A 13,801-nucleotide genomic window follows, 5' to 3' on the forward strand; every position below is an offset into this window, starting at 1 on the left:
TCGTTATTGTACGCAAATGCGAATGATTATCAACAATAAGAGAAGCGATCTTTTCTGAGCTAGATCAGTTTTTTCCTGGTTCGCCGTAAATAGCTTTGTACAGGGAGTAACACTTTATATGTCAAACATGTCAGCGCTCGCACTTATCGGCGTCCTATCAATTCTCTGTCAGTGGTCGGCTTGGCGCCTCAAGATTCCCGCAATTTTGCCGTTATTGATTGTCGGCATGGTCGTCGGCCCAGGTCTGGGCTGGCTGCAACCTGACGCGGTCTTCGGCGATATTTTATTCCCCCTAGTGTCCTTGTCTGTTGCCATTATTCTTTTTGAAGGCAGCTTGACCCTGAAAATGGAAGAAATCCGTGGCCACGGTCGAATGGTGACCAACTTGGTCAGTATCGGGGTGTTGGTGACCTGGGTCAGTATTTCGATTGTCACCTATCTACTCATGGATTTTGGCTGGGAGCTCTCGGCACTGCTGGGTGCGCTGGTGGTGGTTACTGGACCTACAGTGATTATGCCGATGCTGCGGTCGGTGCGGCCGAAGTCTAATATTGCCAACATTTTGCGCTGGGAAGGGATCATCATCGACCCCGTTGGGGCGTTGCTGGCAGTCCTCGTTTATGAATTTATCATCGCCAGCCAAGGTGCTGGTTTGCTTCATGCATTCCAAGCTTTCGGTATTACGATTGGTATTGGTTTTGCGCTTGGTTATGCAGCCGGCAAGTTGCTCGGTATTGCATTGTACAAGGGCTGGTTCCCACACTATCTTAAAAACGTTGCGACCTTGGCTGCAGTGCTTGGTGTCTTTGCCTTATCCAATGCGCTACAATACGAGTCGGGGCTGCTGACCGTCACCGTGATGGGGATGGTGATGGCGAATATGCGGAATTTGAACTTGGACGATATTCTCGAGTTCAAAGAAACCCTCAGCGTGTTATTGATCTCAGGCCTGTTTATCATTCTTGCTGCGCGTCTAAACACTGATGCCTTCAGTCAACTCGGCATGCCTGCGGTGGTGCTGTTAGCGGTCATCATTTTTGCCGTGCGCCCATTGAGTGTCTGGATCTCAGCGATTGGTACGCAGCTCAATTTCAAAGAAAAGATATTGCTGTCTTGGATTGCCCCTCGGGGTATCGTAGCGGCAGCTGTTTCTGCGCTATTTGCCTTAAAGCTACAACAAGCTGGTTGGAGTGATGCCGAGCTACTAGTACCGTTGGTGTTCTTAGTTATTCTCAGCACTGTGGTATTGCAAAGCTTGACCGCAAAGCCGCTGGCGCATGCACTGAAGCTGCGCGAACCGCCAGCGCATGGCTTTCTTATCTTTGGTGCCAATGCGACCGCGCGGGCGATTGCAAAAGCCTTACGTGATCATGAGCTACCGGTGTTACTCGCTGACACTAACTGGGAAAATATCAAAACCGCGCGGATGGAAAATCTACCCGTTTATTTTGGGAACCCGACGTCTGAGCATGCCGAAAACAATATGGACATGACAGGTATCGGCAAAGTGTTGATTCTTTCACCCTACAAGCAGCTTAATCCGGTGGTTGCGTTGCATTATATGGATTGGTTCGCCTCGGAAAAAATCTATGGTCTACCGAGTACCGAACACGACGCGCCGGCACGTAACCAGTTGTCGGAGAGCTATCGTGAACGCTTAAAGCTATTTGGCAAAGGTGTCACGTTCTCGAAGTTAGCGAGTTTGACGTTCCAAGGCGCACAAATGAAGACCACTGCGATTACCGAGAACTTTAGTTTCACCGACTACCAAGAGCGTTACGGTAACCGTGCGATCCCGATGTTTGCGATTGACGAACGTAAGGTTTTTCATGTTTTCACTACCGACCATACTTTTGAGCCGAAGCCGGGATGGCAGATTGTTGCGCTAATTACAGCCGATGAGATCTCGGAACAAAAAGCTGTGAAGCAGAGCCGTGAAAAAGAAGAAAAGCTCGAAAAAGCTCAGAAAGAACAACAAGTAAAAGATGAAAATCCGAAAGAAGATGGTAAGTAAAGTGTAAAAACTGTTACGCAAAGGTTGATTTTTTCGCGGTTGGCGGGTAGGGTTGAGCGCAGGACTCAGAAATGGAGTTATGGAACAACACCATTTCGTAGGAACAAGGACGTTCATCTGATCTGTCTCAGTTTATCCCCTCTCTTTTCTTAGGTATGATGCGCTTACGCTTGTTCTGTCGTAAGGGTACACTTGTGAATTCAACTGCATTGCGAAGTTATGCTCCACTCACACTTATTGCACTCAGTTGCATGTTGAGTGCCTGTTCGCCGCCGCCCGTCGTAGAGGGAGCGGCTGCTTTTGATGTGGTTGCAGAAGTGAACCTGCAAAATCTTCCGTCCCGCGATTGGCAATTGAGCGCTGGTACCTTGCAGCTCAGTTTTTGTCGCAACAAAATCAACGATGCACTGCTAGCGGAAGCGGAAGATTTGAATCGCTGGCGCTTAGTACAAGAAGCCTCGGCGTTACCAGAGCGACGCACCCTCGGGTTGCAGCAGCTTGCAGCTATTTACCAAGAGCACAATGTCTTGTTGTGGCAAGAGTGGGGGACGGTGAGCTCACAGTCGTATCGCATCGCCGCTCCTGCTGATGCACCTGAACCATCGCTGATTGACGCCCTTGCCCGATTGGGGCGCGATGATGCCATTTGCTATAGTGCTATTGATAGTTCGCAGGAGGATTAAGCTGATGTCGCAAACTACAACTCAACATCCAACCGCGACAGCGATTATTGCCGCGCTGGGCGAGGCGTTGCCATTGCAACATCTGGAGGTCATTAATGAGAGTGACCGCCATGGCACACCGACCGATGACTCGCATTTTAAGTTGATTGTCGTGAGTGAAGCATTCACTGGCAAACGTTTATTGCAACGTCATCGCCTGGTCAACAAGGCTTTAGCAGAATTGCTGGCGGGCCCAATTCATGCGCTCGCGCTTCATACCTACAGTCCTGACGAGTGGCAACAGCTGAGCGATGTGCCAGCATCGCCGGCATGTCGCGGCGGCAGTAACTAATCAGATGTGTTTTCCGACGCGGGTCGGTTACACTGCGGCACACGTAAAATAGAACAGGATAGAACTATGGTTATTAAGCCGAAAATTCGTGGTTTCATTTGTACGAACGCTCACCCAGTGGGCTGTGCTGCGCACGTGCGTGAGCAAATCGACTACATTCAACAGCAGCCGAAGATCGACGCTGCGCCGAAACGCGTTTTGGTAATTGGTTGTTCAACTGGCTATGGTTTAGCGTCACGGATCACCGCAGCATTCGGTGCGGGTGCGAAAACCTTAGGCGTCTGCTTCGAAAAAGAACCTACCGAAAAGAAAACGGCTACGGCAGGTTGGTATAATACTGCAGCCTTTCATGATGAAGCGGCGAAAGCTGGTTTGTACGCACATACTATCAATGGCGATGCGTTTTCTGACGAGATCAAAGAAGAAACCATAGCGCGTATCAAAGCTGACTTAGGTCAGGTTGATTTAGTGGTTTACAGCTTGGCATCGCCGAAACGCAAAGATCCTGAAAGTGGTGAATTGTATAGCTCGACGTTAAAACCTGTCGGCAAAGCTTACACCACAAAAACCTATGACACCGATAAAGACTTGGTCAAAGAGATCACGCTTGAGCCGGCTAATGACGAAGAGATTTACAACACCGTAAAAGTCATGGGTGGTGAAGATTGGGAGCGTTGGTTGAATGCTTTAGATGCAGCAGGCGTGCTTGCTGAAAATGCGAAAACAACAGCCTACACCTACATTGGTAAAGAACTGACGTGGCCCATCTATGGACACGCAACCATTGGTAAAGCGAAAGAAGATTTGGATCGCGCCGCAACAGCGATTCGAGGCGACCATAAAGACCTTAACGTAGAAGCTTATGTGTCGTCGTTGAAGGCCTTGGTCACCCAAGCCAGCTCAGCGATTCCAGTGATGCCACTCTACATTTCGCTAATCTACGGCGTGATGAAAGAAGAGGGCACTCATGAAGGGTGTATCGAGCAGATTTATCGCTTATTTACCGAAGGTTTGTACACCGATGATCCTAAGTGGGACGCTGCCGGTCGTTTACGTATGGACGGTAAAGAAACCAATCCAGAAACCCAGGCCAAGGTGAAAGAACTTTGGGACCAAGTCACCCAAGAAAACTTTCATGAGTTGGCTGACTATGAGGGCTACCATGCTGACTTTTTGAAGCTGTTTGGCTTTGGGATGGAAGGCGTTGATTATGACGCCGATGTGGATCCTGTCGTAAGCTGGTCGTAAGCCGACACAAATCAAAGAAATCACCACAAAAATTGTGCGGTGTAAGGTGGTAACCCACCGCACAAAAGTGCTAAAATGCCCGCCCTAGATGACTATGTACAAAATTCGGTCAGCGCAGTGAATGCTCGGCTCGTTGAGATTTAGTGCGCTAACTATTTGATTTATCAGGTTTCAGAGGCTGCTAGTCAGCATTGCTGAAGAAAGATTCATCTTCCCTAACGAGTAGTGCAAACGCGTATGATTACGATCAAGAAAGGGCTGGATATCCCAATTAAGGGTGCTCCCCAGCAATCTATTGAAGATGGTCAAGCCATCACCACCGTTGCCGTTCTGGGTGAAGAGTATGTGGGTATGCGCCCAACCATGCATGTCAAGGTTGAGGACCGCGTTAAAAAAGGCCAGGTACTTTTCGAAGACAAGAAAAACCCAGGGGTTAAATTCACCGCTCCAGCTGCTGGCGTCGTTAAAGACGTACTGCGTGGTGCTAAGCGGGTGTTGCAAGCCGTAGTTATCGAAATCGATGGCGACGAGCAAGAAACATTTGCGAAGTACGATAGCAAAGAGCTGACCAACTTGGATCGCGAAAAAGTCGTCGAACAATTGAATGATTCAGGTCAGTGGGTTGCGTTACGTACACGCCCATTTAGCCGTTCGCCGAAGCTCGACGCTGAACCTGCAGCTATCTTTGTTAACTGCATGGACAGCAACCCGCTCGCAGCAGACCCGACAGTCATCATTAGTGAACAGCAAGAAGCTTTCGTTGATGGTTTGAAAGTTTTAGGTAACTTGACCAAGGGTAAAGTGTTCGTCACTAAAGCTGCGGATGCCAAAGTAGAAACCGGTGATGCACAAGTGCAAGTTGAGAGCTTTAAAGGGCCTCACCCAGCTGGCTTGGTCGGTACGCATATTCACTTCTTGTCGCCTGTAAGCATGAAGAAGCAGGTTTGGCATATCAATTACCAAGACGTGATTGCCTACGGTAAATTGTTCACTACGGGTGAAATCTTTACCCCGCGTACAGTCGCCTTAGGTGGCCCTGGTGTAAGCAAACCTCGCTTATTACGCACCCAGATGGGAGCCAACCTAACCGAGTTGACCAAAGGTGAACTTGCTGAAGGTAAACAACGTATTGTTTCTGGGTCTATCTTAAATGGCCATAAAGTGGATGACGCACACCAGTGGTTGGGTCGTTTCCACATGCAAGTAAGCGTTCTACCTGAAGGTGACTTCAAAGAATTCTTGGGCTGGATCAAGCCAGGTGTTGACCAACACTCTGTGACCCGAGCTTTCGCTGGTCACCTTCTGCCGAAAAAATTGTTCGCCATGACGACATCTACCAACGGTTCAGACCGTGCCATGGTGCCAATCGGCAACTATGAGCGCATCATGCCATTGGATATTCTGCCAACTATTTTGTTACGTGACCTGCTTTCTGGTGACACCGATGAAGCTCAACAGCTGGGCTGCTTGGAGTTAGATGAGGAAGATTTGGCGCTTTGTACTTATGTTTGCCCAGGTAAATACGAGTACGGTCCGGTGTTACGTAATGCGTTGACCACGATCGAGAAAGAGGGCTAATCATGGGCTTAAAAAATTATCTTGAGCGGATTGAGCCAGATTTTGAAAAAGGCGGCAAGTATGAAAAGTGGTATGCCCTCTATGAAGCGGTGGCAACCATTCTTTATACCCCTGGCAAAGTCACGAAAAAGACAACTCACGTAAAAGACAACGTGGATCTGAAACGCATCATGATTTTGGTGTGGATGATGACCTTCCCAGCAATGTTCTGGGGCATGTACAACGTGGGTAACCAAGCTTTCTTGGCGCTTGGTAACGGCTACGAGCTTGCAGACGTATGGCAAGTTGGCTTATTCCAAATGCTTGGCGGCGACATGGCCAATGCAGGTTGGGGTACCAAAATGTGGTACGGCGCCTGTTTCTTCCTGCCTGTTTATGCCACCACGTTTATCGTAGGCGGCTTCTGGGAAGTCTTATTCGCAACCATCCGTAAGCACGAAGTCAACGAAGGCTTCTTTGTTACCTCAGTGCTGTTTGCCTTGACCCTACCGGCGACGATTCCATTGTGGCAAGTTGCCCTAGGTATCACCTTCGGTGTGGTGATTGGTAAAGAAATCTTCGGTGGTACGGGTCGTAACTTCTTGAACCCAGCACTGACCGGTCGTGCTTTCTTATACTTTGCCTTCCCAGCGCAAATCTCGGGCGACAAAGTATGGACTGCCGTTGATGGTTTCTCTGGTGCTACCTTGCTAGGTCAAGCTGCTATCGGTGAGAACTACTTTGCAGACATGGACATGTGGTGGAATGCCTTCTTGGGCAACATCCAAGGGTCGATGGGTGAAGTGTCAACGCTGATGATCTTGATTGGTGGTTTAGCCCTGATTTACTTCCGTATCGCTTCATGGCGCATTGTTTCAGGTGTGTTTGTGGGTATGGTTGCACTATCGTTGCTGTTCAACACCATCGGTAGCGAAACGAACAACATGTTCCTAATGCCTTGGTACTGGCACCTTGTCGTGGGTGGTTTTGCCTTCGGTATGATGTTCATGGCCACTGACCCAGTGTCCGCCTCGTTCACCAACAAAGCTAAGTTTGCTTACGGCTTCTTGATCGGTGCCATGACGGTATTGATTCGCGTGGTGAACCCTGCGTACCCAGAAGGCATTATGTTGGCGATTCTTTTCGCGAACGTCTTTGCACCATTGTTTGACCACTTTGTAGTGCAAGCGAACATTAAACGGAGGCTCGCACGTGGCTAAGAAGAACGAATCTTTAGGCAAAACCCTATTTGTCGTGATCGCGCTCTGTTTAGTGTGTGCGATCATCGTATCGGGTTCAGCAGTAGGCTTGAAACCGATTCAACAGAAAAACGCCGCGCTCGACATGCAGCGCAACGTGCTTGATGCAGCTGGCTTATTAGAGCCTAGCACTGACGTTGTTGCGGTCTTTAACGAGCGTGTTAATACCAAACTTATCAACCTCAATACTCTGGAAGTCGTTGAGCAAGCGAACAATCAAGACGCAACAGCGTATGATCCAATCGCTGCAGCCAACAAACCAGAGTGGAGCACCAAGCTCGAGAAAAGCAACGACGTTGCCGGTATCGGTACGCGTGAAGACGTGACCAAGGTTTACTTCATCAACAATGAGCAGGGAGAGCTAGAGACCTTAGTTCTTTACATCCGTGGTTATGGTTTGTGGGGCACCATGTACGGCTTGATTTCACTTCAACCGGACTTGAATACCGTGCGCAGCGTTAACTTCTATGAGCACAGTGAAACGCCAGGACTAGGCGGTGAAATCCAAAATCCTAAATGGGTAGCGCAATGGTCGGGTAAAGAAATCTACGGCGAAAACAACGAACAAGTTGAATTCGACGTAATGAAGAGCCCAACGCAAGAAAACCACGATGTCGATGCCTTGTCAGGTGCAACATTGACCAGTAATGGTGTTGATAACCTGATGGCGTACTGGTTTAGCGATAAGGCCTATGGCCCATTATTAGAAAAAATTCGCAAGGGGGAGCTGAGCAATGGCTAGTAGTGCAAAAGAAATGAAAGAAGTCCTCTTTGGACCGATTTTTGCCAACAACCCAATTGCCCTGCAAATCCTAGGTATTTGTTCGGCGTTGGCAGTGACCTCGAAAATGGAAAACACCGTGGTAATGTGTATCGCATTAACCTTGGTAACAGCCTTTTCGAACCTGTTTATTTCCTTGATTCGAAATCACATTCCTTCGAGTGTTCGAATCATCGTGCAAATGACCATTATTGCCAGTTTGGTAATCGTTGTTGACCAAGTGCTGCGCGCTTATGCCTATAGCATCGCGAAAGAACTCTCGGTCTTCGTTGGTTTGATTATTACCAACTGTATCGTTATGGGTCGCGCCGAAGCATTTGCCATGAAGAGCACCCCAGGCCTATCGTTCCTTGATGGTATCGGTAACGGTCTAGGTTACTCAGTGGTATTGCTGTTTGTCGGCTTTATCCGTGAGCTCTTTGGTTCAGGCAGCTTGTTTGGCTACCAAATTCTATCGTTGGCCTCTGAAGGCGGTTGGTATCAACCGATTGGCTTGCTTATCTTGCCACCGAGTGCCTTCTTTATCATTGGTGGTTTCATCTGGATTCTGCGTACTTTCCGTCCAGAACAAGTAGAGCCGAAGGAATAAGGAGCCGATCATGGAAGCTTATATTAGTTTATTTATTAAATCGGTCTTCGTTGAGAACTTGGCACTGTCGTTCTTCTTGGGCATGTGTACCTTCTTGGCCGTATCGAAAAAAGTTAGTACTGCTTTTGGTCTAGGTGTTGCGGTTATCGTTGTGCTAGGTATTTCAGTACCAGTGAACAACCTGGTTTACCACAACATTTTGGCGCCAGGTGCGTTGAGCTGGGCTGGCTTTCCAGACGCAGACTTAAGTTTCTTGCGTTTCTTGACCTTTATCGGCGTTATCGCTGCATTGGTTCAAATTTTGGAAATGGCGCTCGATAAGTACGTTCCGGCTCTGTATAACGCACTAGGTATCTTCTTACCGTTGATTACTGTGAACTGTGCGATTTTCGGTGGTGTTTCGTTCATGGTTGAGCGTGACTACAACTTCACTGAAAGTATTGTTTACGGTATTGGTGGCGGTGTTGGCTGGGCACTTGCAATTGTTGCTCTAGCTGCGGTGCGCGAGAAGCTGAAATATGCTGATGTGCCAGATGGCCTGCGTGGTCTTGGTATCACCTTTATTTCAGTCGGTCTCATTGGTTTGGGCTTTATGTCATTCTCTGGCGTATCCCTGTAAGCACCGGTAACGAAAGCAACGGATAATTAAGAGGTAAAAGTCGATGCAAGGGCAAGATTTAACACTTATAGCGCTCGGCGTAGGCATGTTTACCGTGATCGTACTGATTTTGGTTGCGGTGATTATGTTCGCCAAATCAAAATTGGTACCTCAGGGTGATGTCGAGATTTTGATTAACGACGACGAAGACAAGAAGATCACGACCCAACCGGGTGGTAAGTTGCTAGGTGCGCTAGCGAACGCAGGTATCTTTGTCTCGTCAGCGTGTGGTGGCGGTGGCTCATGTGGCCAGTGTACCGTGAAAGTACTCGAGGGTGGCGGTGACATTCTGCCAACCGAGAAAGACCACATTAACAAGAAAGAAGCACGTGAAGGCGTTCGTCTGTCTTGTCAGGTCAATGTAAAACAAAACATGAAAATCGAGCTACCTGAAGAGGTGTTCGGTATTCGTAAGTGGGATTGTACAGTGAAGTCGAACGATAACGTTGCGACCTTCATCAAGGAATTCGTTGTACAGTTGCCAGAAGGTGAAGAAGTACCGTTCCGCGCAGGTGGTTACATTCAGATTGAAGCTCCACCGCATCACGTGCGTTACAAAGACTTTGACATCGAAGAGAAATTCCGTGGTGACTGGGAGCGCTTTGGCTTCCTCGACATCGAGTCAAAAGTTGATGAAGAAGTGGTACGTGCTTACTCAATGGCGAACTACCCAGATGAGAAAGGCATTATCATGTTGAACGTGCGTTGTGCAACGCCGCCGCCAAACAACTTGAGCTTGCCAGCAGGTAAAATGTCATCGTACATTTTCAGCTTGAAGCCAGGTGATAAAGTAACGATTTCTGGTCCATTTGGTGAGTTCTTTGCCAAAGAAACAGACGCAGAAATGGTCTTCATCGGTGGTGGTGCTGGTATGGCGCCAATGCGTTCGCACATCTTCGATCAGCTGCGTCGCTTGAACACTGACCGTAAGATCAGCTTCTGGTACGGTGCACGCTCGAAGAAAGAAATGTTCTATGTTGAAGATTTCGACATGTTGCAACGCGAAAATGACAACTTTGAGTGGCATGTGGCGCTTTCTGATCCGCAGCCTGAAGATGATTGGGATGGCGACACTGGCTTCATCCACAACGTTCTTTATGAGCGTTACTTGAAAGACCACGAGGCACCAGAAGATTGTGAGTTCTACATGTGTGGTCCGCCGGTGATGAATGCCGCGGTCATTAACATGCTCAAAGATTTGGGTGTGGAAGATGAAAACATCATGCTGGATGACTTTGGTGGTTAATTAAGTGATGACTTCCTCATTACGTCTGTTCTGGCTAGCCCTTATCGGGCTAGCCTTTTTCGTTTCATGCTCACATGCGCCGCAACAAATCGCGGTGTCAGGTGAAACCATGGGAACGACCTATCATATCCGCTACGTATCAGCCAATCCTCGCCATGAAGCAGAGAAGGTGAAAGAGCGTGTGGATGCGGTGTTGGCGCAAATCAATAGCCAAATGTCGACCTACGACCCAAATTCGGAACTGTCGCGCTTCAACCAACGGCAGACGACTGAACCGGTTGTTGTGTCTCGGGCTCTTGAAACTGTTGTTCGCCGAGCGTTGGAAATTGCCGAAGAAACAGATGGTCTGCTGGATGTGACCGTGGGGCCCTTGGTGAACCTCTGGAGTTTTGGTCCGCAGCAGCGTCCGGAAGTCACACCGACCGCGGCAGAACTCGAAGCGGCGCAAGCCATCACCGGTTATCAGCACCTGACCGTCGAAAACCATCAGTTACAGAAGCATATTCCTGAGCTTTATGTTGACCTTTCGACCATCGCCAAAGGCTATGGTGTCGACCGTGTGGCGCGATTGCTTGAGCAAATGGAGATTCAAAATTACTTGGTCGAAATCGGTGGCGAGATGCGCATGAAGGGCGTAAAGCCAGGCAATCAACCGTGGCGCATCGCCATTGAAAAGCCTGATAACACCATGCGCGCGACACAACGAATTATCGAACCGGGCACGAATGCGATCGCTACCTCAGGTGACTATCGCAATTATTTTGAGCAAGACGGTGTGCGCTATTCCCATATTATCGACCCGCGCACCGGGAAACCTATCCAGCACAATCTTGTCTCAGTAACAGTATTGGCAGACACATGTATGGACGCTGATGCGTATGCAACGGCACTCACCGTTATGGGACCGGAACAGGCCTTAGCGTTTGCGGAAGCCAAAGGTCTCCCAGTGTTATTAGTGGCACGTGAAAACGGTGAGTTTAAAGAGTATACTAGTACCGCGTTCAAACCTTATTTGCAGTAACCTAGGAGGTCCGCATGGGTTTATTTTTACTTGTTTTCGCCATCTTCTTGGTGGTGGTTTTAGCCATGTCGGTTGGGTTTATTGTACAAAAGAAATCCATCTCGGGTAGCTGTGGTGGTATTTCAGCGCTTGGTATGGACAAAGCGTGTGATTGCGATGAACCGTGTGATGATAAAAAAGCGCGCATGGCGAAAGAAGAAGAGTGGCAGAAAAATCGTATTCACTGATAACTTCGACTCCTCTCATCGCGAAACAAATTCCTTTCTAAACTAATAATAATAACTGGGGTTGTGGTAGTTGCCATGGTTACGCCTGTACAAATACGTCCGAAAGCCGATGAAATATACTTAGACTGCAATGCCACGACACCCGTGTTGCCGCAAATTGCGCAGGCGGTGTCGCACACCATGGAGCAGGTGTTTGGTAACCCCAGCAGTAGCCATATCACCGGTTTGCAGGCGCGCTATATCCTCGACAATGCCCGCCGCTTAGGGCGTGAGGTGATCGGTGCACCGCGTGGGCACTTAGTGTTTACCAGCGGCGCCACCGAGGGCATTCAAACAGCCGTCGTTTCGGCTCTGAGCTATGCCAAACAACAGGGCGCAACTAAGGGCAAATGGCTGCTATACGGCGCCACTGAGCACAAAGCGGTACCGCAGGCCTTGGCCCATTGGAACACCTTATTGGGCATTGAGGCGGAGCTCAAAGCCATCCCTGTTGATAAAAATGGTTTACTCGATCTCGACTTTATCGAGTCACATGTGGCTGATGCTTTGATGATCTGCACCATGGCCGTTAACAACGAAACCGGGGTGCGCCAAGATCTGCCGAAGCTTGAGCAAGTGATTCGAGGCCAAGCACCACAAGTGTCGTGGATGGTTGATTGCGTGCAAATGCTTGGCAAAGGCGACCTGCAGTTAGCGCAAACAACGATTGATTATGCTCCTTTCAGTGGGCATAAGCTCTACGGGCCTAAAGGTATTGGCTTCCTGTATGTGCGGGAGCTGCGGCCGTTCACACCATTGATTATTGGTGGTGGGCAAGAACAAGGCCTGCGCTCAGGTACTGAAAACCTGCCGGGTATTGCGGCTTTGCATACGTTGTTTGAGCTGTTACTCGACCGCGAACAACAGGTATTTAAGCCGGTTAGTACTCTACAAAGCTATCGCGAACAATTGCTTGCGGCGCTGCGCGAGGCGTTTCCATCGCTCGAACTGAACCACGCGCTTGAGTACTCGGTCCCGACCACTCTCAATTTTTCAGTGCGTGGTGTGCCGTCACGCGACATCATGGATGTTTTTGACGCCGCTAATATTCGCGTGAGTTCAGGTTCTGCCTGTAGCTCCAAAGTCACCCGCAGCTTTGTTTTAGATGCCATGGGCTTAGCAGATTGGCGCTCGCAGTCCGCAGTCCGTTTATCCTTTGGTCCGGCGACGGAACAAGCAGTTATTGATGCCGCCTGCAAACGTATTAAAGAGGCAGCCTTAGCGTTACGTCAGTCGTGCTTATTGGTAAGCGATACCAACGAAGACTTCGATAGCGAACTCGATGGTGTCGTGCAACTGCGTTTTGATGCGCAGTGCTGCTACCTGATTATTGATCGACAAGCGCGCGAACTAGCGGTCATTGATCCGATCCCGCAGCTTGCGGAGCGTATCGAAAAACTGGTTGAATGTCAGCATTACCGCGTCAAAGCGGTGGTGACGACGGAGCAACAGACGAAACAAAGCCCAGCCGCGATGTTGGCACAAATTATCTGTGCCAGCGGTTGTGATGCCGAGCGTGACAATGTTGGTTGGCCTTTGCATGCCCAAGCAGATTGCCAAGCGCCCTATGGCTGTGAAGTTCCGACCACAGGATGTTTATTGGTCGGGAATCGACGTTTGTATCGAGTTGGCAGTCGGCAACCGATCTATTTGTTAAGTTCGCCGATTGCACCTGAGCAACAAGCGCACGTTGATTTTGCTTTTATTGGCGAACAAGCAGCCCCAGAGTTACTCGCTCAAGCAGTAAGTGAGCAGACGTTATTATGCGGTAAGTGGGATGAGAACTTTGCCATTGCGGAACAACTCGCCGAGCTAAACAATGAGTCTTGTGGTTGCGAGCTGGTCGATATTGCCCCTGAAGAGCAGCAGTCGTGGCTGAGCCGACCCGAAACCTTGGTTGTTGATGTGCGGGAGCAGCAGGAACATCAAGTGACACCGCTTGAACTTCCTGCGCAAGTAATAAGTGTACCACTTACGCGGCTCATTCAGTTCATCTATGACCATCGTGAGGATTATGCCCAGCGCCCTATCGTTTGTCTCTGTCGTTCGGGCCACCGCAGTGCGGTAGCGGCAAAAGTCTTGAGCCGCTTTGGCTTTTGTAATGTCAGCCACCTTAGCGGCGGCCTGACTCTGTTGAGTTAACGCGTC

Annotated in this window: 13 protein-coding genes; all 13 read left to right on the plus strand. The window is 49.2% G+C overall.

Annotated features, from left to right (window positions below):
* The first annotated feature begins 118 nt into the window (after positions 1-118).
* Positions 119-2,014 (plus strand): cation:proton antiporter, encoded by a 1,896-nt coding sequence (locus CWE21_RS07450; RefSeq protein WP_126833821.1) that lies wholly within the window; start codon positions 119-121, stop codon positions 2,012-2,014.
* Between the two features lie 194 nt (positions 2,015-2,208).
* Positions 2,209-2,697 (plus strand): hypothetical protein, encoded by a 489-nt coding sequence (locus CWE21_RS07455; protein ID WP_126833822.1) that lies wholly within the window; start codon positions 2,209-2,211, stop codon positions 2,695-2,697.
* Positions 2,698-2,701: 4 nt separating this feature from the next.
* Positions 2,702-3,028, plus strand: coding sequence for a BolA family protein (locus tag CWE21_RS07460; protein WP_126833823.1), 327 nt, complete (start codon positions 2,702-2,704; stop codon positions 3,026-3,028).
* A gap of 66 nt (positions 3,029-3,094) precedes the next feature.
* Positions 3,095-4,276: an enoyl-ACP reductase FabV gene (gene fabV / locus CWE21_RS07465; protein ID WP_126833824.1), complete on the plus strand. Its 1,182-nt coding sequence runs from the start codon at positions 3,095-3,097 to the stop codon at positions 4,274-4,276.
* Positions 4,277-4,513: 237 nt separating this feature from the next.
* Entirely contained in the window at positions 4,514-5,854 is a 1,341-nt protein-coding gene (locus tag CWE21_RS07470; RefSeq protein ID WP_126833825.1) for a Na(+)-translocating NADH-quinone reductase subunit A, read from the plus strand.
* Between the two features lie 2 nt (positions 5,855-5,856).
* Positions 5,857-7,053, plus strand: coding sequence for an NADH:ubiquinone reductase (Na(+)-transporting) subunit B (locus tag CWE21_RS07475; RefSeq protein WP_126833826.1), 1,197 nt, complete (start codon positions 5,857-5,859; stop codon positions 7,051-7,053).
* Positions 7,046-7,834 (plus strand): Na(+)-translocating NADH-quinone reductase subunit C, encoded by a 789-nt coding sequence (locus CWE21_RS07480; protein ID WP_126833827.1) that lies wholly within the window; start codon positions 7,046-7,048, stop codon positions 7,832-7,834. Before CWE21_RS07475 ends, CWE21_RS07480 begins: the two co-directional genes overlap by 8 nt.
* Complete coding sequence (locus CWE21_RS07485; protein ID WP_126833828.1) at positions 7,827-8,462, plus strand: NADH:ubiquinone reductase (Na(+)-transporting) subunit D; 636 nt, start codon at positions 7,827-7,829, stop codon at positions 8,460-8,462. The genes CWE21_RS07480 and CWE21_RS07485 overlap by 8 nt, the downstream gene beginning before the upstream one ends.
* 10 nt (positions 8,463-8,472) lie before the next feature.
* The gene (nqrE, locus tag CWE21_RS07490; protein ID WP_126833829.1) at positions 8,473-9,081 is read left to right on the plus strand and encodes an NADH:ubiquinone reductase (Na(+)-transporting) subunit E; all 609 of its coding nucleotides are present in this window, start codon (positions 8,473-8,475) and stop codon (positions 9,079-9,081) included.
* Between the two features lie 43 nt (positions 9,082-9,124).
* A complete protein-coding gene (nqrF, locus tag CWE21_RS07495) occupies positions 9,125-10,366 on the plus strand; it encodes an NADH:ubiquinone reductase (Na(+)-transporting) subunit F (protein ID WP_126833830.1) in 1,242 nt (413 codons plus the stop codon).
* 7 nt (positions 10,367-10,373) lie between these two features.
* A complete protein-coding gene (locus CWE21_RS07500; protein WP_157982745.1) occupies positions 10,374-11,387 on the plus strand; it encodes an FAD:protein FMN transferase in 1,014 nt (337 codons plus the stop codon).
* Positions 11,388-11,401: 14 nt separating this feature from the next.
* Positions 11,402-11,614, plus strand: coding sequence for a (Na+)-NQR maturation NqrM (gene nqrM / locus CWE21_RS07505; protein WP_126771126.1), 213 nt, complete (start codon positions 11,402-11,404; stop codon positions 11,612-11,614).
* Between the two features lie 75 nt (positions 11,615-11,689).
* On the plus strand, positions 11,690-13,795 hold the full coding sequence (locus CWE21_RS07510; RefSeq protein WP_126833831.1) for an aminotransferase class V-fold PLP-dependent enzyme: 2,106 nt from the start codon (positions 11,690-11,692) through the stop codon (positions 13,793-13,795).
* Positions 13,796-13,801 lie beyond the last annotated feature (6 nt).

The sequence above is a fragment of the Pseudidiomarina aquimaris genome (assembly GCF_003987395.1).
Classification (GTDB): domain Bacteria; phylum Pseudomonadota; class Gammaproteobacteria; order Enterobacterales; family Alteromonadaceae; genus Pseudidiomarina; species Pseudidiomarina aquimaris.

Excerpts from the sequence above, each read along its gene's own strand:
- CWE21_RS07450 (WP_126833821.1), top strand. The coding sequence starts at position 119 with ATGTCAAACATGTCAGCGCTCGCACTTATCGGCGTCCTATCAATTCTC.
- CWE21_RS07460 (WP_126833823.1), top strand. The coding sequence starts at position 2,702 with ATGTCGCAAACTACAACTCAACATCCAACCGCGACAGCGATTATTGCC.
- fabV (WP_126833824.1), top strand. The coding sequence starts at position 3,095 with ATGGTTATTAAGCCGAAAATTCGTGGTTTCATTTGTACGAACGCTCAC.
- CWE21_RS07470 (WP_126833825.1), top strand. The coding sequence starts at position 4,514 with ATGATTACGATCAAGAAAGGGCTGGATATCCCAATTAAGGGTGCTCCC.
- CWE21_RS07475 (WP_126833826.1), top strand. The coding sequence starts at position 5,857 with ATGGGCTTAAAAAATTATCTTGAGCGGATTGAGCCAGATTTTGAAAAA.
- CWE21_RS07485 (WP_126833828.1), top strand. The coding sequence starts at position 7,827 with ATGGCTAGTAGTGCAAAAGAAATGAAAGAAGTCCTCTTTGGACCGATT.
- nqrE (WP_126833829.1), top strand. The coding sequence starts at position 8,473 with ATGGAAGCTTATATTAGTTTATTTATTAAATCGGTCTTCGTTGAGAAC.
- nqrF (WP_126833830.1), top strand. The coding sequence starts at position 9,125 with ATGCAAGGGCAAGATTTAACACTTATAGCGCTCGGCGTAGGCATGTTT.
- CWE21_RS07500 (WP_157982745.1), top strand. The coding sequence starts at position 10,374 with ATGACTTCCTCATTACGTCTGTTCTGGCTAGCCCTTATCGGGCTAGCC.
- nqrM (WP_126771126.1), top strand. The coding sequence starts at position 11,402 with ATGGGTTTATTTTTACTTGTTTTCGCCATCTTCTTGGTGGTGGTTTTA.
- CWE21_RS07510 (WP_126833831.1), top strand. The coding sequence starts at position 11,690 with ATGGTTACGCCTGTACAAATACGTCCGAAAGCCGATGAAATATACTTA.